Origin of the sequence: Malacoplasma iowae (assembly GCF_900660615.1) — a bacterium.
GTDB lineage: Bacteria > Bacillota_I > Bacilli_A > Mycoplasmatales > Mycoplasmoidaceae > Malacoplasma > Malacoplasma iowae.
Genome location: NZ_LR215023.1, coordinates 690,906 through 712,902 on the forward strand (window position 1 = coordinate 690,906; position 21,997 = coordinate 712,902).

At 24.1% G+C, this 21,997-nt stretch carries 13 protein-coding genes and 2 CRISPR repeat arrays; of the genes, 6 read left to right on the forward strand and 7 right to left on the reverse strand.

What is annotated here, in order from left to right:
• Positions 1-191 precede the first annotated feature (191 nt).
• Together EXC57_RS02765 and EXC57_RS02770 are read left to right on the forward strand one after the other, a co-directional pair.
• Entirely contained in the window at positions 192-374 is a 183-nt protein-coding gene (locus EXC57_RS02765; RefSeq protein ID WP_004025247.1) for a hypothetical protein, read from the forward strand.
• Between the two features lie 396 nt (positions 375-770).
• A CRISPR array of direct repeats spans positions 771-1,397; the repeat unit is 36 nt; unit sequence GTTTTAGTTCACATGGATATGGTATCAAAACAAAAC.
• Between the two features lie 137 nt (positions 1,398-1,534).
• Positions 1,535-2,509 carry an IS30 family transposase gene (locus EXC57_RS02770; RefSeq protein WP_129692605.1) on the forward strand — a complete coding sequence of 325 codons (975 nt, stop codon included), beginning with the start codon at positions 1,535-1,537 and terminating at the stop codon, positions 2,507-2,509.
• Positions 2,510-2,629: 120 nt separating this feature from the next.
• Positions 2,630-7,091: direct repeats of the CRISPR family, unit length 36 nt; unit sequence GTTTTAGTTCACATGGATATGGTATCAAAACAAAAC.
• Positions 7,092-7,105: 14 nt separating this feature from the next.
• Here EXC57_RS02770 and EXC57_RS02775 read toward each other — a convergent pair.
• The 6 genes from EXC57_RS02775 to EXC57_RS02800 all read right to left on the reverse strand — a co-directional run bounded on the left by EXC57_RS02775 (position 7,106) and on the right by EXC57_RS02800 (position 14,600).
• The gene (locus EXC57_RS02775; RefSeq protein WP_004025138.1) at positions 7,106-7,858 is read right to left on the reverse strand and encodes a hypothetical protein; all 753 of its coding nucleotides are present in this window, start codon (positions 7,856-7,858) and stop codon (positions 7,106-7,108) included.
• On the reverse strand, positions 7,858-8,166 hold the full coding sequence (gene cas2, locus EXC57_RS02780) for a CRISPR-associated endonuclease Cas2 (RefSeq protein WP_158091467.1): 309 nt from the start codon (positions 8,164-8,166) through the stop codon (positions 7,858-7,860). The genes EXC57_RS02775 and cas2 overlap by 1 nt, the downstream gene beginning before the upstream one ends.
• Positions 8,167-8,170: 4 nt before the next feature.
• Positions 8,171-8,818, reverse strand: coding sequence for a type II CRISPR-associated endonuclease Cas1 (gene cas1 / locus EXC57_RS02785; RefSeq protein ID WP_201447946.1), 648 nt, complete (start codon positions 8,816-8,818; stop codon positions 8,171-8,173).
• A complete protein-coding gene (locus EXC57_RS02790) occupies positions 8,815-9,045 on the reverse strand; it encodes a CRISPR-associated endonuclease Cas1 (RefSeq protein WP_129692607.1) in 231 nt (76 codons plus the stop codon). Before EXC57_RS02790 ends, cas1 begins: the two co-directional genes overlap by 4 nt.
• Before the next feature lie 110 nt (positions 9,046-9,155).
• Positions 9,156-12,584 (reverse strand): type II CRISPR RNA-guided endonuclease Cas9, encoded by a 3,429-nt coding sequence (gene cas9 / locus EXC57_RS02795; RefSeq protein WP_129692608.1) that lies wholly within the window; start codon positions 12,582-12,584, stop codon positions 9,156-9,158.
• A gap of 144 nt (positions 12,585-12,728) precedes the next feature.
• Entirely contained in the window at positions 12,729-14,600 is a 1,872-nt protein-coding gene (locus EXC57_RS02800) for a DUF2075 domain-containing protein (protein ID WP_004025292.1), read from the reverse strand.
• 237 nt (positions 14,601-14,837) lie between these two features.
• Between EXC57_RS02800 and EXC57_RS02805 the strand changes: the two genes are divergently transcribed.
• From EXC57_RS02805 to EXC57_RS02815, 3 genes are all read left to right on the forward strand, one after another.
• Positions 14,838-16,436 carry an AAA family ATPase gene (locus EXC57_RS02805; RefSeq protein WP_004025291.1) on the forward strand — a complete coding sequence of 533 codons (1,599 nt, stop codon included), beginning with the start codon at positions 14,838-14,840 and terminating at the stop codon, positions 16,434-16,436.
• Positions 16,417-17,187, forward strand: coding sequence for an MBL fold metallo-hydrolase (locus EXC57_RS02810; protein ID WP_004025290.1), 771 nt, complete (start codon positions 16,417-16,419; stop codon positions 17,185-17,187). The genes EXC57_RS02805 and EXC57_RS02810 overlap by 20 nt, the downstream gene beginning before the upstream one ends.
• A gap of 127 nt (positions 17,188-17,314) precedes the next feature.
• The gene (locus EXC57_RS02815; protein WP_129692609.1) at positions 17,315-19,126 is read left to right on the forward strand and encodes a hypothetical protein; all 1,812 of its coding nucleotides are present in this window, start codon (positions 17,315-17,317) and stop codon (positions 19,124-19,126) included.
• A 115-nt stretch (positions 19,127-19,241) separates the two neighbouring features.
• Here EXC57_RS02815 and EXC57_RS02820 read toward each other — a convergent pair whose 3' ends face one another.
• Positions 19,242-20,735 carry an IgG-blocking protein M gene (locus tag EXC57_RS02820; RefSeq protein ID WP_004025288.1) on the reverse strand — a complete coding sequence of 498 codons (1,494 nt, stop codon included), beginning with the start codon at positions 20,733-20,735 and terminating at the stop codon, positions 19,242-19,244.
• A 224-nt stretch (positions 20,736-20,959) separates the two neighbouring features.
• Between EXC57_RS02820 and EXC57_RS02825 the strand changes: the two genes are divergently transcribed.
• Complete coding sequence (locus EXC57_RS02825) at positions 20,960-21,934, forward strand: IS30 family transposase (protein WP_129692495.1); 975 nt, start codon at positions 20,960-20,962, stop codon at positions 21,932-21,934.
• Positions 21,935-21,997: the final 63 nt, after the last annotated feature.

Here is a 21,997-nt window from a genome sequence, read left to right on the forward strand (position 1 = left end):
CTCAATTTTAATATATTACATTTAATATATAACAAAAAATTTAAACTAAGGTATTAAGAACTAAACTAAGGCATTAAAATTGGTCAAAACTATTCTGATAATTTTTATTATATACTATTGAAAATAACCAATTTATTTTTTATTAAATTCTTTCATTGTTGTTGTCAGTTCCAAGTGATTTTGTCCACTTTATGAATTTGTTTAAAAAGATTAAGATTTTTAAATTATTTGGAATGAAAAATGAAACATTTAGAAAAATAACTAAATATAAAAATTTTAAATTATGAATATTTGGAAAGATAGAAGAGCTTATAAAAAATAAGAAATTATCAGCTAAAAGACTTTCGTTAATTTGTAACAAATCAGTAAAATAATGTAATAGACATATATAAAGTTATGGAGAGAAAAATTTCATCTATCAACACTAAAATAAAAAAATGTAAGTAAAAAACCATTTGTAAAAACATAAAAAAATATTGTAGATCTATATATTAACATTCAAGAAAAATTAATTCATCTAGAGATAACACAAACTATAGAATGTCTCACAAATTGTTTTACAACCAATATATCAAAGATAACTTTGATATAAGTTTTTCATCTATTAACAAAATACTAAATGAAAATTCTTTAATAACTAAAAAATATTAAAAGAAAAACAAGAAGAAAAATTATAAATGTTGTTAGAAGTCTAGAACCAAACAATACAGATAAAACAAAAAAACAATTAGTAGAACTAGACTTTAAATATGATGACTTTTTAGATGCATGTTTTAGTTCACATGGATATGGTATCAAAACAAAACATACTATGTATATATACTTAAAAAAGTATTAGTTCACATGGATATGGTATCAAAACAAAACTCTTATAGCAAGTTCCGTTTTCTTGTGAAAGTTTTAGTTCACATGGATATGGTATCAAAACAAAACTATAGATAATCTTATTTATGACTTGGAATAGTTTTAGTTCACATGGATATGGTATCAAAACAAAACACTAAATCATATGATACATTTCCACATGCTGTTTTAGTTCACATGGATATGGTATCAAAACAAAACTAAAGAGGTTTTTAAAATGACTATTAAACAGTTTTAGTTCACATGGATATGGTATCAAAACAAAACCTACATTAAATGAAGCTTAAAACATATCGATGTTTTAGTTCACATGGATATGGTATCAAAACAAAACATTAACTTAATAATGTAGTAATTACAATATGTTTTAGTTCACATGGATATGGTATCAAAACAAAACCACAAGACCCAAGCACAACACAATGTTTGGGTTTTAGTTCACATGGATATGGTATCAAAACAAAACAATTGTATTTTCAATATTTATATTTGTTTCGTTTTAGTTCACATGGATATGGTATCAAAACAAAACAATTGTATTATCAATATTTATATTTGTTTCGTTGCTCGATTGACATGTGAAGTGCAACACTCAAAAAAGAGTGTGCACTTCATTTGTTTTGTTTGTAAGTGTTCACTAATAAAAAGATAATGAATATTAGGAGTGCTTATGAAAACTTATAAACATTTAACAAAAGAAGAAAGATGCTTAATTTATTTTCTTTGAAATAAAGAAAAATATTCTATGAATAAGATTGCAAAAATCTTAAATAAAAACAAATCAACAATATCAAGAGAATTAAAAAGAAACACATCTTCAACAGAGATTTATTATTCATCAACTGCTCACAAAAAATACATTAGAAGAAAATCAAATTGTCATATGTTTTTTATGTTGAAGTACAAAAACTTCACAGATCTTTTTATTCAAAAATTTAATCCTAAATCTCATGGTGTAGAAGCTACAATTTTTTGAATAAAAGAAAACTATCCGTTAGTTAAAGTTCCAAGTGCTAGGCAAGTATTTAGATGAATCAATAGCAAGATTTGAAAGATACAAAGAAGAGATTGTTTAAGAAGAAAATATGTTAAAGGAAAAAGAAGAAAAATAGGTATATTTTCTAAAATTGATGGAAAATACTGCATTCCTTATAGTCTAAGACCAGAAAAGATAAACAATAGAAAAGAATTTGGACATTGAGAAGCTGATCTAATAGTTAGTAAAAGGCAAAGTGGTTATTACCACTTATTGACATTAGTGGAAAGAAAAACAAGGTTGGCAATTATTAGAAAAATAAAAGGGAAGAACGCTAGATCAATGATGGCTAAAATGTATACCATTATTCGAGATGAAAAACTCCCAATAAAAAGCATCACTGTTGATAATGGGTTAGAGTTTCAAATGATGGGAATAACTGCAAAACAATTCAACTTTAAAGTTTATTATTGCCAACCTTATTCTTCATTCCAAAGAGGGTCCAACGAGAACATAAATGGGATAGTTAGAAGATGATATAAAAAAGGAACTGACTTCAGTTTAGTAAGTGAAGATAAAATAAAAACTCTTGAATGAAAAGTAAACAACATCCCAAGAAAAATGTTTGGTTATAAAACAGCTTACCAAATGTATCAAGAAAATATTTAAAACAAAAAAACTCTCAACTTATATTTCAAAGTCGAGAGTTTAATGTAACATTGAAGTGTTGCACTTCACATGTCAGTTAGGGAACAAAACAATTGTATTATCAATATTTATATTTGTTTCGTTTTAGTTCACATGGATATGGTATCAAAACAAAACAACTGAACTGATATATTGTTGATATTGAGAGTTTTAGTTCACATGGATATGGTATCAAAACAAAACGTTAATACATAAAACAGAAAGTAAAAAAGAGTTTTAGTTCACATGGATATGGTATCAAAACAAAACTAACGGGAGTGAATTATTATAAATTCTTTAGTTTTAGTTCACATGGATATGGTATCAAAACAAAACTGAAATTGATAAACTCATACCAATGATATTGTTTTAGTTCACATGGATATGGTATCAAAACAAAACTATTACATAAATCATATAGAATATTCACCAGTTTTAGTTCACATGGATATGGTATCAAAACAAAACGGTACATTTATTAACATGGAAACTCCAGTGGTTTTAGTTCACATGGATATGGTATCAAAACAAAACTTCAATTTGTTCAGATGAGCATAATAATGAGTTTTAGTTCACATGGATATGGTATCAAAACAAAACGATAAAAAATTACTTGCCAGCACATTTATTGTTTTAGTTCACATGGATATGGTATCAAAACAAAACTCTGTTAATGATTATGAACAGAAAGACTCTGTTTTAGTTCACATGGATATGGTATCAAAACAAAACAACTTAACAACTATATAATAACTTAACAATGTTTTAGTTCACATGGATATGGTATCAAAACAAAACATAATGACGATTTAGATTTTTGCGAATTAAGTTTTAGTTCACATGGATATGGTATCAAAACAAAACTAAAAATCAAAGTAGTAGAGATAAATACAAGTTTTAGTTCACATGGATATGGTATCAAAACAAAACTCTAACATAAATCATTTCTTTAAACTCATCGTTTTAGTTCACATGGATATGGTATCAAAACAAAACCTTAGCACGTGTGAATGTACCACAAGCAAAGTTTTAGTTCACATGGATATGGTATCAAAACAAAACCAATGTTATAACAAAATTAATTTTTTTACTGTTTTAGTTCACATGGATATGGTATCAAAACAAAACAATTAATAGGGTAATGCTTATGTATTTTGAGTTTTAGTTCACATGGATATGGTATCAAAACAAAACTTGAATAGTTCATATGGTAAACATGCAACAGTTTTAGTTCACATGGATATGGTATCAAAACAAAACATAAGAAAGTTAGTCAAAGAGGAGGAATTAGTTTTAGTTCACATGGATATGGTATCAAAACAAAACTTGTGAAATGACACCAGGCAAGATTATCGAGTTTTAGTTCACATGGATATGGTATCAAAACAAAACAATAACTTAATAATGTAGCAATTACAACATGTTTTAGTTCACATGGATATGGTATCAAAACAAAACAAACATTAAAACAATAAACAAAATTAAAAGGTTTTAGTTCACATGGATATGGTATCAAAACAAAACCAATGTAGTAATTACACACTCAACAATTAGGTTTTAGTTCACATGGATATGGTATCAAAACAAAACTAGGGGCGTAAAATAAAATGTTATATATGAGTTTTAGTTCACATGGATATGGTATCAAAACAAAACAGTATTTACAAGACGCTATAAAAGAAATAGGTTTTAGTTCACATGGATATGGTATCAAAACAAAACATTATTAGGTTTGTTATGATTAGGTTTATTGTTTTAGTTCACATGGATATGGTATCAAAACAAAACTAATGGCTTTAAATTTTTCAAAATTTGGGGGTTTTAGTTCACATGGATATGGTATCAAAACAAAACTTATACTGTAGCAGGTTAAAGCTTGCTATTGTTTTAGTTCACATGGATATGGTATCAAAACAAAACTAAACTTATCGCGATAAGATGCACTTTTTTGTTTTAGTTCACATGGATATGGTATCAAAACAAAACCAAAATGCATTTTTTCACTTTTTCAAAAAAGTTTTAGTTCACATGGATATGGTATCAAAACAAAACACACTTATTTTTTTTTGTTTTTTTTCTAAAGTTTTAGTTCACATGGATATGGTATCAAAACAAAACCAATGAAGTAGAAAGAAAGATAAAGAAAATGTTTTAGTTCACATGGATATGGTATCAAAACAAAACTGGTGTATCTGTTTCTGCTTATGATGTTTCGTTTTAGTTCACATGGATATGGTATCAAAACAAAACTGTTACCGCTACAAATACAAGTGAAGAACCGTTTTAGTTCACATGGATATGGTATCAAAACAAAACTTTATACAACAAGAAAAGAGATAACAAGAAGTTTTAGTTCACATGGATATGGTATCAAAACAAAACAATATCATTTTTATTTACCTCTTAAATTGTGTTTTAGTTCACATGGATATGGTATCAAAACAAAACTTAAAAGCTTTATAGTACAATAAATATTTAGTTTTAGTTCACATGGATATGGTATCAAAACAAAACGTGTACGCACGGTTACGTTCTATCAAAGTAGTTTTAGTTCACATGGATATGGTATCAAAACAAAACTTTGCTGACTTTGAAACTGTAACTACTGAAGTTTTAGTTCACATGGATATGGTATCAAAACAAAACTTGGTAGATCACACAAGAAAAATAACTTATGTTTTAGTTCACATGGATATGGTATCAAAACAAAACTTCATATTGAATGTATAGTCAGTAATTTCCGTTTTAGTTCACATGGATATGGTATCAAAACAAAACTCAGAGAGGAAAAAACCAAATTTGGTGAAAGTTTTAGTTCACATGGATATGGTATCAAAACAAAACTGCTCCTTGATCTAAATCTTGCATGCAAAAGTTTTAGTTCACATGGATATGGTATCAAAACAAAACTTAATTCATTCTATAATTCTATTTTTCATCGTTTTAGTTCACATGGATATGGTATCAAAACAAAACTTAACTTTGTTATTACGTTGTTATAGTAAAAGTTTTAGTTCACATGGATATGGTATCAAAACAAAACAGGGGGAAAAACTGTCGCAAACTTTGGTGTGTTTTAGTTCACATGGATATGGTATCAAAACAAAACAAATATGAATAATGAAATAATGAATTTATCGTTTTAGTTCACATGGATATGGTATCAAAACAAAACAATTATTGTTAAAGGTTTCAATGCTTTGAAGTTTTATAGTTCACATGGATATGGTATCAAAACAAAACAACACGTTTATAAATAGCATTTTAAAGCATGTTTTAGTTCACATGGATATGGTATCAAAACAAAACATATGAAAACAATTAATTTATCTGATTTTAGTTTTAGTTCACATGGATATGGTATCAAAACAAAACTATATGTGTTAGATATTGCTTTTTGACCAGGTTTTAGTTCACATGGATATGGTATCAAAACAAAACAATGAAAGGATTTAGGTAACATTACACCATGTTTTAGTTCACATGGATATGGTATCAAAACAAAACTAAAATGGCCTTTTTTACTTTTTCAAAAAAGTTTTAGTTCACATGGATATGGTATCAAAACAAAACTGTAACACTTTTTTTAATATAATAAAAAATGTTTTAGTTCACATGGATATGGTATCAAAACAAAACTAAAGTCTCTATTAAGTATTTAGTTATTAAGTTTTAGTTCACATGGATATGGTATCAAAACAAAACTACACTTAATTATGATAAAAAAAATACTATGTTTTAGTTCACATGGATATGGTATCAAAACAAAACTCTTTTCCCTTGAACACTATCTTAAACATTGTTTTAGTTCACATGGATATGGTATCAAAACAAAACATGAAATCACCTTTCACAATCAATTGATTTGTTTTAGTTCACATGGATATGGTATCAAAACAAAACATGGCGTTGAGAGAGTTAAAATCATTTAAAGTTTTAGTTCACATGGATATGGTATCAAAACAAAACAATAATATGAATAATACACATAATATAATTGTTTTAGTTCACATGGATATGGTATCAAAACAAAACTCTCTATTGTTGATGTTTGGATATAATTTATGTTTTAGTTCACATGGATATGGTATCAAAACAAAACGGAGTATTGAGAAATGGAAATCGAAAGTGCGTTTTAGTTCACATGGATATGGTATCAAAACAAAACTGTCACTATCAGTAATATATGCTTTGTATTGTTTTAGTTCACATGGATATGGTATCAAAACAAAACAACTATCTTGCATCTGTTCAAAGTCAACAAGTTTTAGTTCACATGGATATGGTATCAAAACAAAACGGTCGTTGTTATCTATTATAAAAAATCTGCGTTTTAGTTCACATGGATATGGTATCAAAACAAAACATGCGCGCGCATTATGCGCGTACGCGTATTGTTTTAGTTCACATGGATATGGTATCAAAACAAAACTGAGGATGAGGATGAAAAACCTAAGAAATCGTTTTAGTTCACATGGATATGGTATCAAAACAAAACAATAACAATCATAGTAATTAATTACTACATGTTTTAGTTCACATGGATATGGTATCAAAACAAAACCTCAAAATCAACTATTATCTAATATATTTTATTAAGTAATTTATATAAAAATTGGATACACTTTCTTCATTTTTAAGATAATTTTCAATAACTTTATTGTTTATTAATGTATTCATTTTTAATTCAAGATAACTAATAAGTTTATTATAGTCATATATCTCAACTAAAAAATCATTACAAATTACACATGATTCAATTTGAGTTATGTTAACAATATTTTTTCTTAAATCATTTGTAACAAAAATAAAATTGTGACTATTAATGTATTCTGAAATATCATTAATATTAAGTCAATCAATGTCACAAAAAACAAACGTCATTCTTTCATCAAATAAATTATTTTTTATCAAAGAAATAAAAATATTTTTATTAATATTGATCAAATCATTTATTTCAAACAAATTTGAAATAATTTTTTGCATTTCATTTTTTTCTTCGATAACATCAAAACCTATTTTGCTATTTATATATTCTTTTATGTTGTGTATTTTATCATTACCAAGTATTTTATTTGTCTCAATATAATTTATTATCTCTTTAAAAATTTGCGATGACTTATTCAATGATATTAAATCGTTTATTTTTGTAAAATCAGATATAAGTATTATATTATTCTTAAAAATATTTACATCATTAAATCTTGAACCTTTTGCTTGATTTATAAAATCTATTGAAAATTTATTTGGATTTCTTACTTGAAAAATTTTTATACCATTAAAGCTTATTTCATAGTTTTTGTTATTATATAAAATATTTAAAAAATTCATTATATTTTCACATACCTTTCTGATGAATTGTAAATTTCATTTATATTTTTATTCCCTAATATAACCCTCATATCTGAATATTGTTTATCAGTTATTACAAGTACTCTTATATTGCCATCATTGGGCAACTTTCTTTTTAATTTGTCTATTTCACTATCTGTCTTTTCTTTAAAATTAATTATTTTTGAATAAATTGAATATTGAATCATAGTATATCCATTTTTAATTAATTCTTTATGAAAAATTGTATATTCTTTTCTTTCTTTAGATTCAGTACAAGGCAAGTCAAACATAACAATTATTCTCATATATCTACAATTCATAAAAAAAATCAAAAATTGGAAAATTTCCTTGGTTTACAACTGAGTCTATAAAAATATCGATTGCATTATTTACATACTGTAACTTATTGTTTATCATTATTTTTTTATTGAATAAATTTAATATATTCTCCTTATGTTTCATTAAATTATTTTCATTTGTTTTTCAGATTTTATAAACTTCAATGTCAACAATTATTCTAAATGGTTCTATTAAATCACTGCTTAATGCAAAATGATTATGATAAGATTTGTGAAATAAACTAATTCTTGGATCCAATCCTTTTTTTATAATTGATCTTGATATATATCCATTTAAAATGGTGTAACCATAATTAAGTAAAGAGTTAATATAATTATTTTGATCTCTTGTAAAATCAAGTCCAAATAATGTGTTTCAATAAACTTTTGAAGCGTGACCTTCTCTATTTGTGATATCATACTCTTGTACCTGATTCATAAATTCTAAAATAATATTAGAACGTAATTCATTTTTTAAAATGTTTTTAACAAAATAAAATTGATTATATATCTTTTGTTTTATTATATTAGTTCATAAATTAGATTTAAATTTATGATTTCAATTCAATTGAGACTCAAAAATTTTTAATGTATTATAATTTCCATATATTGGAATTATATAACTTTGGGGTTTGTGAAACTATCACAAATTATAGTTAATATATTATTTGATGAAAGTTCAGTAATAAGTCTTATAGTTATTTTTGTTCTTTGATTGTCAATTATTAATACATCAATATCTTTTATTGGAATAGAAATTTTATTATTTTCTTTTAGTATTATTAAATTATCTAAAAAGAAGTTTAAATGTTCACCGGTTACAACTTCTACTATTTTTCAACCCATATTTATACTAAATAAAAAAACCCTCTCGAAGAGGGCGTGTTCGGCATAAAGCCTTGTTTTGGCTTAATACCATATCCATGTGAACTAGTGACACAATCGTCACAATATTATTATAGCACAATTTTTCTAATATTGTAAATTTTTCCTAATTCATCTACTTCACATAGTTTGTAATTATCAATTATAGTAGCGATTGATATATTCATTTGTTTTCTAGGAAAAAATATTTCATTATCACAAAATTGAGATTTTATTTCTAATTTGTTAACTTTAAAATCTCCTCCGCCAACAAAATAAAATAGTTTGTTTTCATTATTAATTATTGATTGTCCTGCATTTATTTCTATAAATTGATTATTAAAAATATTTTTTGATTTAAGTATATTGCATAGTTTTTCGTTATCAATTTCTAACCCTTTTTTTGTTCAATTTAGAACTAAAGAATTAATTGGAATTGTTATGTATTTACCTTTGTTATCTTTATATATTCTTGCTGATATTGGATTAAGACTTTCTAAAATACCAGATTTCTTAATTTTTTTACTATTCATTATATCTTTTTGATCTTTTCTTAATACAATATTAGATAAATTTTTTTCATCTCCACAAACTTTAAGTGATTTTACAAATTTTTTATTACCTTTGTGGTCATAAAATATTATATGTTTAAAATTTTGAATTTTAGAATCATCACTAGAAAAGTTACTAATCATGTAATTAATAAATGGATTTTTAACTGGTTTTATATTAGAGTTTTCTACAAAATTATTATATTTATCATATATATTTTTAAGTTTATTATAAAGTGTTTTATCTTCTTGATAACAAATTAAATTTTTCATTTCATTAGTTTCATAATCTGCAAAATATTCATTTAAATCTAAATCTTTATTCACTAAAGAAAGTTTGTTTATTTTAACACCTTTTGTGTATTTATCATCAATTCATTTCATTGAAATCAATGTTTCGTTTGAGAAGGAAACATTTGATTTTCTATATATTGGCCTAGAAAATTTACAAGGAATCTCAAATATTTGTTTACTAAGTTCCATAGCTTTTTTTCTAGCTTCATCTGATAAGAAATCTTTTGTAAACTCAATTAATTCTCCAGTGTTTTCATCATATATTTTATTGTCATCTTGTTTTTTAAATTTATGACTTAACTTAAGTAATTGGTTTATCTTATGATTTGATCCTAAAAAAGCTAAAATTGTTGCATCTATTCCATGATGTTCATAAAACTCTCTTTGCTTCATTATTCCCTTTCTTTCAAGAAGACCATCTTTATAAGTGGCAAATAAATTATATCTAGCATAATTTGTTAGTGCCCCATTAATAACTTTAATTTTTACATTTGGATTGTTGACTTTAAAGAAGTCTCTAAAAGTATCAAACACTAATTTTGAAGCATATCTTGTATCAGAAAGGTTTTTTTCTATAAAACCAAGCATTTCTGTTCTTGGATCTTGTTCAAATAATAATAATTCTTTTTTTGCTTTAGATATTTTTTGTTCTACAAATAGCTTTTCAACTCTATCTTTGAATTCAGCATATTTTCCTATTGATGATAATCATTGAAAGGGTGTTTTATTACCTTTTTGTTTATTGTTTTCAAATTTTGTTAATACCTTATTTCTTCTTGAATCTATAAAGCAAAGTGAATAAGGTATAATATGTTCTTCATGATATTTATTACTATTTTTTATAACATCTATAACATCAATCTCTTGACCGTCATAGATATCTTTATAGTTTTGTTCTTTTAAAAGCTTTAGTTTAAGTTTTGTTTTGCTATTTAATTTACTAGTATATTCCTCTACATTTAATCCTGCAAATTTCAATACTTCAGCTATTTCTTCTCCTGCCTTCTTTTGATTAGAACTAATTTTTTTTCTTTCTTCAGCAGTGTTTTTATCTCTTGGAAGTTCAATTGCAATATTGTCAATATCATAATCTTTTGAATATACTTTAATAATTTTATTTAAAACATTTATTGTTTGAATAAAAGCCCTTTTTGATGTTGGTGAAATAATTCCATCTTCAAAAATATTTTTTGGAATATATTTTCTTGGTCTACCATTAAATAATAATTTAGTATTCAGATTGTTAATTTTATCAACAAAATATGTTGATGCATTTATTGATGTATCTTCTCCAGTTTCTAGATCATTATATTTAATGCCAACTGGTATATATTCAAGCATTGCTTTGTAACTAAATGAGTGTGTTTGCATAACACCTTTAATCTTTTTAACAAGTTCAAGACAAATTGGTAAATCAATTTTATATTCATCAGAAACTAGTTGCGCTCTTTTGTTTATATCCATAGATTTTTGCAAGATAACAAATATATTATTTATCTTAATTAAATCTTCTTGATCATATATATTTAATTCATTATAAACATTGTTATCTAAAAGTCATTTAGCTATTGTTATTGTATTTTCTAATTTAGTAAATAGTGGTTTTTTACTAGTATCTATTCTATAGCCATAAACATCATCAAAATTTATATCTTTAAATTCTGTGGTGGAAATTATGTGTTTTACAAGTTTTTTTTCAGAAAATGATTTTATAGGTTTACTAGTTTTTAGTGAAATATTAAATTCATCTAATATGGATAATTTAGTTTTACTATTAAGTTTTAATTTAGAACTAGAAAACAAATATATATTAGTTAAATCATTAATAAAATTAAAAACTTCAGCAATTGGTGAATTTTTTCCACCCCTAAGCTTTGTTTTTTCATCCTTTATTGAATCATCATTACCATATATTGTACATTTTCCAACCAACACATCTCATAGGTTCTCACCAATTTTTTCAACTTTTCCTTCTTTATTTAATCTTCATAAACCATAAGGAGTTGGTGATTTTTCGCTACCCGGACCATCAGAATAATCTCTAACTCTTCTGAATAAAGAAATGTATTCATCAACAAAATTGGAATCTAAAGATTGTTTACTTAAAAATTTTTCTATCTCTTTAACTCAAATTAAATTTGAAAATTTTTGATTATCTTCATTGCCAATATAGTATCCGTTTTTCATATAGAAATCATACTGTATTTCTGTTGGTAATCTATTAATATTTTCTCCATTTTCTTTTAAATCTTCTTCAGTTATATAAAAATAACCTCTTTTATGTATGTAGTGATAAAGACAAATTAGCAATTCTTCTTTTGAAAGTTTTTCCTTTAAACCTTTATATTTTATTTCAACAATAGGAACATTTCCTGTTTCGTTTACTATTCCCTGTTCTAATATTTTTGCTAACTCATCTTGATCTGAAATAATATTATATTTAATTAGAAGTTTTATTAAATCATTTTTTCTTGTTTTTATTCTTCTAATTCTTCTTCTCATTGATCTATGACTTCTTCTAGCTTCATTTTCTAATTTACCATCCTTGGCATTAGCAGCATCTGGAAAAAGTCTAGAACCATAATCAATCAAAACATTGTCTTCACGTAATATTGATCATCCTACAGATGAAACCCCTATATCAAGACCGATTGTTATTTTCTTTTTGTTTGACATATTTTCTTTAATTCCTTTCGATAATTCACAACAATTAATTATAAATCATGCGGAAATAAAAATATTAAAATCTATTTAGTTTTAAATAAATTTTTGCAAATTTTTATTTTAAAGTATTTTATGAATTATATGACAATTAAAAATTTAAGCACTTTGTTTTAAATGCTTTTTAAAATATTCTCTTAACTTTTCATCACATATATAAACAAAAGTGCCAAGTTGCCCTCTAGTAAGAAGTATTTTATAAACATTTTTTATTAAAGCATCAAGTTTTTTTCTATTGTTTTTTAACCCTTGCTTTCCCATTGCATCAAAGTAATTATCATAATCACAAAATATGTTATTATCATCATCGATTTTTATATCTGGACCTATGATAACTCCGCAATAATCAAATTCTAAGCCTTGGCATGTATGAACACAACCTATTTCTTTATTCATAAAATCTGTTTTTGCTCATTTAAGATCTTTTGCAAAATTTCAATAACCTTTATAATCGTGTTCTTCTATATAAATGTCATATTGATTTCCCAATGCTAGTTGATCTCTATTTAAATCTTTAGTTTTTCATTTTCATGCATAGCCTGCAACTATTTTAGAATTAGTAAAACCTTTGCTAATTTTTTCATCTATTAACTCGTTTATTTTATGAGGATTATCTACTAATTTAAACTCATATGAATCATTATCATCAATATAAAAATTTGCAGTTTCTCTTATTTGTAATGCATTATCAATAGAGTTTATATACCCACTTGATCCAGAGCATCTAAATTGAATATCTAATGTATATTTATTACCACTATAGATCTTTTTGTTAAATGCCATTGCAACTTCATTTATATTCTCATTAGTTCCTATATCATTATCTCTAATTACTTGATTTTCATCCACGAAAAATATTGTGTTTTTTGATGATTTAATAATGTCTTCAATTTGATTTTTACCTTTATACATATATGCTTTGTTTTTTAATCTATGAGCTTCATCAACTATAATTCAATCATATTTGTTTTTCTCACAATTATAGAAACTTGATGAACCAACAAATATTGATTTAAATAATTCATTTGACTTATTAGACTTAATAGAAGATGTCAAACACTCTCTAAATGCAGCATTTGGAGTTACATAAATTGCTGTTTTCTTTCTATTTATTAACTCCTTAAGCAAATTAATAGCAACAACTGATTTACCAGTTCCTGGATTCCCATTAATTATAAATACATTATTAGTTTCATCATATTTTTCAATTATATTTTCAAAAACTTCTTTTTGAGCTTCTAATAACATATATTCTTCATTATTTGGGTCATTAAGAACAGAGTTTAAAGAGTCTATTAGTTTTTTTGAAGGAACCATCTTACTATTTTCTATATTTCACAATATTTCTTTTCCTTTTCCTTTATTAACCAAAGAAAAAATATCATTAGATAATTTGAGACTATCTTCACTAAAATAAATAGGAGATTCTATTATTGTTGTATATAGTTCTTGATTTAAAAGGTTTTTATTATCTGTTTGTTTTGCATTATGTAAATATGCTAATGATTTACCAAAAGCTTTTTTAGTGTGAACATATTCATTAAACATTTCCAAAGAATATAAATAGCTCTTACATTGATATGATGGGTGTAAAACATCTCTTTTTTTATTACCAACATATGTTAGCACTATATCTTGTTTATCACTATCTTCAGCTTTTTCTCACTGTTTTAACTCTATTAAAATAAAATTTTTATGATTGTTTTCATCATGACCAAAAACCATAAAATCTATTCTCTTTGATGATTGTGGAATTTTATATTCTATTGCAACGTATACATCATCTGGAAATTTGTTTATATTAAATATATTATTCATATACATTAAAGAATTTTTTCATGAATTAATTTCTGATTTATTGCTTTTTAAATTAAAACCCTTATTATGAAAATTTTTAAGTATCGAATCAACTATCCTATTGCTTAAAATATCATTTTTAAAATCTAATAAAGAATTTTCATAAATAATCATAAATTCTCCTATCAATGTAATAATTAATAAAAATATCTTTTATATCTTAATTCATAAATAGATTACATAATAATAAAATTTTAATTTAAAAATTTAAGTTTTAATTAAATCTTGTTCTAACACGAATTAACAAATATTTAGAATAAATATATATCAAAGTTGTTTTTAAAATTTTTTAAAAAAATAATCCAATATTTATAATTTACTTGTAATGTAAATTAAAAGGAATAATGAATTATGCATAAATTAAAGGTAAAAAAACTTCATATAAATTCTTTTAGAGCATTAAAGAATATAAGTTTAAACTTTGATGATAATTACAATGAAATAACTGGTATGAATGGTACAGGAAAATCATCAATATTAGATGCTATAAGATATATGATTAGTCAGAATGACATTAATAATAAGAAAATGATAAACACAAAAACAATTAATCCAAATCATAATAAATACAAAGATAGCGAATTACTTCCTAATATTGAACTTGTTTTATTGTACGATGATAATGAATTAAAATTAGAAACTGACTCAAAAAACTGATATATCAATGGAATCAAACAAAGTAATAGATCAAGTTATTTGTCTTCTCTTTATGAAAAATTAAGCATTCAACAAGATGATTTTTTAAGATCATTTAATCCTTTTATCATGGATTATTATTTATCAAGCGAAAGAAAAAACAATGAAAACATTGAAATAAAAAATAACATCATAAACATAGCTAACATTTTAGAAAAAGAAAATAAAATAATAGAACCAAAAGAATACAATCAAATTTTAGAACAAATAGAAAATATAAAAGAAGAAAGAAAGTTTATATTAGATTCTATTAAAAAAAAAGAAAATGAAAAACAATGGTTTATCCAATATAACAATATAGAAAATATAAATGTTAATAATTTTGATATTGAAAAAGAAGAAAAACAACAAGTTGAAAAACTTCAAGAACTTAAAATTAAAGAATCAAAATTTGATCAAATAAATTTGGATATAAATAATAAAGAAAGTGAATACACTTCAATTGACAATAGGATTAAAGAATTAGAAAGAAAACTTAATAAATTTAAAAATGGTGAATATGTAAATAAGCAAAATATTTCATCAAAAATAAAACTATCTGAAAAAATATTATTAATCATTTTATATTTTTTATTTATAATTCCTGGATTAATTTATAAAAAATACTTAATTAAAAAATATAACAACAATAATGATTTTCAAGATGAATTAATCATTAAAGAAATTAGAAATATCGAAAATGATATTAATGATCTAAAAAAAGAAAAAGACAGAATTGAAAAAGCAATTGATGATTTAAAAAATAATATTTTTTACAAAGATGTTGATGTAGCCAAAATAAGAAATGAAATCTTTACTCTTGAAAAATTGTTAAATAAAAATGAAATGAATGAAAAAATACTGGAACTAAAAAATATTGATAGTGACCTTGAGGAATTAAGAGAAGAATTAAAAACAATAGATTTCAATTTAAACAAACAAGAAGAACACAAAAACAATATAAACAAAAAGACTAGTGCAATTATTAAAAAATATTTTCCTAATTTTGACGTAAGTTTATTCAATGATGAGAAAAATGATGAAGCACTAATAATAAAAAAAGATAATATACCTTTAAATTGTATGAATTATTCACAAAAAATGAATGTTATATTTGAATTAAATAATTTTTTAAAACATAAAAGAAACATTGAAGTTTTCTTTTTAATAGATGGTGGAGAATCTTTCAATAAAATAACATCAACAAATCAAGTTATAGTTGCAAAAGTAAATAATGAAAAAGATTTAAAATTAAATGGTAAAAATATTTATTAAAGTTATTGAATCATCATCCCATGGCAATTGCATCGCTTTGTATGATGGCACATCATATTTAATACTTGATTTTGGAACTAATTATAAAAATATAGAAAAATTTTTACACGCAAATAACATTAATAACAAAAACATTTCATGTTGTTTGATTACTCATGCACATAATGATCATGTTTGTGCAATGAAAGAAAAAATATCAGAAAATATTTTATATTATTCAACATATGAAACCAAAGAACATTTAAAACTTAAAATAGACAATAAAAATGTATTAGATAACATTAAGCTAATTAATGATTATAATAAATGAATTAAAGTACCAAACTCTAATTGAAAATTTAAAGCATTTAAAACTATCCACAACATAAGTGGTTCTGTTGGTTATATTGTAAAAAACAAAAATAAAAAATTATTATACTTTACAGACTCAGAATATTTTGAAAATAAACTATTTAAAAAAATGGATTGTTACATAGTTGAATCAAATTATGGAAATTCTAAGTTAAATACAAAAGCTGAAAACAAAAAACATTTTAACAACGAAAATCATATGTCAATTGATGATGCTGAAAAATTTTTAAAAAAATATTATTCAAAGAAAACTAAATTATTTATATTTTCACATATTTCTAAAAGTGGTTTAAAAGAAAAAACATACATAAAAGATCTTGTAGTAATATTGCAACAAAAGGGTATAAATGCAAAATATATAGATCCATATAAAATAATGGATTTTAATGATGTTTTTTAAATATTTATTTTTTATATAAATTTAACAGTTTTAAAATTAATCTTTTCATTAATTTATATTGTTTAAAATTAATATAAATTATAATTATTTAATCTATGTATTTTATTTATATTGGGAGTTAAACAAAATGAATCAAACTAGAAAAAACCAAACATTTGAATTAGAAAAATTAATTAAAACATTAGAAAACAAAGATTCTAAATCAATTGCAATAGTTGGAAAAATAAATAATAAAAAAACTAAAATAATTAATTCATTGCACCAATATATGTCAACTAATGAACCAACAAACAAAAAAGTACATACAACTTTTTATAATTCATTAATAGAAGCAACAAAAAGAAAAAATTCTAAAAAGGTTGATGACGAACAAAACAATAATTCAGAAATATTAAATAAAGGTGTATATAGTTTTAATGCTGAAATGATTCAGGAAACTATTGCAATGTGTCTAAGAGAGAACCTTAAGGTTGAGAATATGCATCCCTCTAAAGTTTTTAAAAAATTATCAAATCGGTTTAAAAAGTGAAAACTTAATAGAATCAAAAAGAAATTAGATTATCTTGAAAAACATTGAGTTAAATCTGTTAATAACAACAAAATAAAAACCATATTCCCAATCCTTACAACAATAACTACAATTGGAACATCAATTGGAACTCCAATTTTATCAATTGCACTATTAAGAAACAAAGAAATTATTGAAACATTTACTTATGCTGGTTATGTTGTTTTATTAGCTTTTTGTGGTCTTGCAATTATATCTGGTATAGTATCAGTTATTTTCTATTTAGTTAGTTCAATTATTGCTAGCAGATATGAACTAATATCTAAAAATCTACCTGATGGTTATAAAAAAATATTAGCTAAATATTTTATTTTGCCAACACAAACAAAAGAAAATACAAAACATTATTGAAAAAAAATTAAAATCACTAAAAATCAAAATTATTATTTAAATGAAATTTCATATACTGAAAAAAATTATTGAAGTAATTTAGATTTATTAATGATTCATAATGCACTAGGAAACAATGTTTGTTTTACTGTAACAATTTTAGAAAACTACCAAATGAAAAACATATTTAGTGATTCTTGAGGAAGTTCTTTAAATTATGCTGTATTTGATGTAAATAATTATAAAAATGGTTACAACAAAGAAAGAATCATAAATTTTATTTTAAGTAGAATGTCTAAAGACTTTGGTTTTGATTTTATTAGTTTATACAAAAAGAATGATCAATTTAAAAATTATATAGATGTTTTTTATGAGACAACAGATAATAATTTACAAGTATTAAACATACTAAATGTATTTAAAACTCACATATTAAAAAAAGTTGATAAAAAATATTTTGAAAAACATATAGATTTTTTTATTGATGTTTTATATATGTATTTAATTAAAAGCTTAGATTTCTATACTTTCGACTTATTAATTGATTCATTAGTTAATGAAATAAGAATTCCAAAAGATATTGATAGCAAATATAATTTATTTAAAATAGAAAATTTTTTCACAAAAAATCTATTAAAGTTTAAAGATAAAGCTTTACTATTAAACATTAATAATGTTAATAATGAAATATTTTTTAATGATAATAAAGCAAGTAGTCTAAAAACAAATGATGCTAAAAAAATATTAAAAGTTTTTTTAGAAAATAATGGTTTTAAACACAAAAAGAAAAAAATTGACGAAAACAAAAGTTTTGTAAATAACTCTGGTGATCTTTTATTAATTTTTGAATTAGAAATTAATGATGAGTCAGAAAATATTTTCGAGAAAATTGAACAATTAAAAATTATTGGGTTAAAACATAAAGCTTCTTATGTTATTATTGATTTTGGTTTTAATTTTATGGTTATGCAAAATAATTTAAATAATTTCCAAACAATTGCTTGATCTTGTTATGATGCACAGACAAAAAAACTAATGTAAAAATATAAAAATGGACTTGTTTAAATTTAAAAAAATTTTTGAATATTAAAATTATAAATACAATAAAAAAAATTCATAGTTTAAACTATGAATTTTTTACAACAAATTTATTTAATTAAGCTACTGGAGATGGAACTGTTTCTGGAAGAACAAATTCAATGTCTTTGTATTGAGATTCTTCACCATATTTTGCAGTTATAGCTTTTATCACATTATCTTTTAATTGTTCATGAGTTGAACCATCAGTTAATTTAACATTAACAATGTTAATTTTTTTAACATTTGGGTATTTAGCAATGAATCCCATAATTTCTTGAGTAGCAGTCTCTAAACTAACATTTTCAGATGATGAAACTACAACTTCTTGAACTTTTTGTCATCCACCACCTCAATCAAATCAATCATTTATTTGAGAGTCATTTGATGGTTTGCTTCCTATTGATTCATTTTGTGAATTTCCAAAGTTTCCATCAGTTTTAACTTCAACATGAGCAATATAAAATCTACCTGTTCCATCGTTTAAAGGAGGAATATTAACATTATTGAATGATGTTACCTTTGTTCCTGTTAAGTCTCATGATGCAATATATCCACCAGGTACTAAACCTTGGAATGCACGTTCTTTAATTCTATATGTGTAAACATCATCAATTGCTTCTTGTAACTTAGGACTATTATTATCTATTGTAGAATCAGACAATTTAATTTCAGTAAATACTGATGAAGTATTATTCATAACAACATCTGAAATAATATTTGCTGATTTAGGGAAAATTAGTGGATCAATACTTTTTAATGAACTACCTAAATAAATTTCAATTTCTTGAAGTTCTGAAGGTAATTTTAAATCATTAATAGTATTTCTTTGACCTAATAATGTTAATTTTTGAACTGATTCTGGTAATACTAATTTTGATAAATCTGTATCTTGGCTAATTCCTTTAATAGTTACAAATTGAATATCAGAATTAGTTTTTAAGAAACTATTAATTGATTCAATTGATGTATCACTAAGTCCTAAATTGAATTGAACAGCACTAACTGTTTCTTGTTTTAATTGTTTGAAAACTGTTTTTAACACAGCACTAGCATTATAAGAAAATTTTTCCCCATAATTTATAGATGGTGTTGAAATTTCTCAACCTCTATATATACCTTTTTGAATTTCACTATATGTTCTTTCTGATGTGTAATAGTGTTCTTTTGTATCCAATATTGGCATCAAAGTTCTATTGTTATGGTACTCTGATGAACTATATCTTGATACAGTATCTCCACTTTCTAAATAAGTTTCAACATAACCTGATGTATATTTAGGAGTAATTGAATCCTTTCCTAAATTAATTTCTTTGTTATAAGTTCCAACAGGTTTAGTACCATCGCTAATAAATGCTTGTGTACTTATGTTTGAATTTTGTTGTACTACTGCTGAAAAAGTTAGTTTGTCACCAGTAACAACTGTTCCATTAGTTTTGTAATTAATATTTTCATTATTATTTACATTAACACTTGTATTTTGTGTATTTGTTGTAGCAACATATACACCTACTCCAGCACCCATAGCAATAACACTTGCTGAAGTTAACAAGATTTTAAATTTTTTTTTCATATTTTATATCCTCTCTTGCTTTAATTGATTGTAACCGTTATTAAATATAAATCAACTATACAAGCAAAAAAGAAAATAAAATATCTTTAACAAAATTTTAGAAATTAAAGATATTTTATGCTCGATTTACATGTGAAGTGCAACACTCAAAAAAGAGTGTGCACTTCATTTGTTTTGTTTGTAAGTGTTCACTAATAAAAAGATAATGAATATTAGGAGTGCTTATGAAAACTTATAAACATTTAACAAAAGAAGAAAGATGCTTAATTTATTTTCTTTGAAATAAAGAAAAATATTCTATGAATAAGATTGCAAAAATCTTAAATAAAAACAAATCAACAATATCAAGAGAATTAAAAAGAAACACATCTTCAACAGGGATTTATTATTCATCAACTGCTCACAAAAAATACATTAGAAGAAAATCAAATTGTCATATGTTTTTTATGTTGAAGTACAAAAACTTCACAGATCTTTTTATTCAAAAATTTAATCCTAAATCTCATGGTGTAGAAGCTACAATTTTTTGAATAAAAGAAAACTATCCGTTAGTTAAAGTTCCAAGTGCTAGGCAAGTATTTAGATGAATCAATAGCAAGATTTGAAAGATACAAAGAAGAGATTGTTTAAGAAGAAAATATGTTAAAGGAAAAAGAAGAAAAATAGGTATATTTTCTAAAATTGATGGAAAATACTGCATTCCTTATAGTCTAAGACCAGAAAAGATAAACAATAGAAAAGAATTTGGACATTGAGAAGCTGATCTAATAGTTAGTAAAAGGCAAAGTGGTTATTACCACTTATTGACATTAGTGGAAAGAAAAACAAGGTTGGCAATTATTAGAAAAATAAAAGGGAAGAACGCTAGATCAATGATGGCTAAAATGTATACCATTATTCGAGATGAAAAACTCCCAATAAAAAGCATTACTGTTGATAATGGGTTAGAGTTTCAAATGATGGGAATAACTGCAAAACAATTCAACTTTAAAGTTTATTATTGCCAACCTTATTCTTCATTCCAAAGAGGGTCCAACGAGAACATAAATGGGATAGTTAGAAGATGATATAAAAAAGGAACTGACTTCAGTTTAGTAAGTGAAGATAAAATAAAAACTCTTGAATGAAAAGTAAACAACATCCCAAGAAAAATGTTTGGTTATAAAACAGCTTACCAAATGTATCAAGAAAATATTTAAAACAAAAAAACTCTCAACTTATATTTCAAAGTCGAGAGTTTAATGTAACATTGAAGTGTTGCA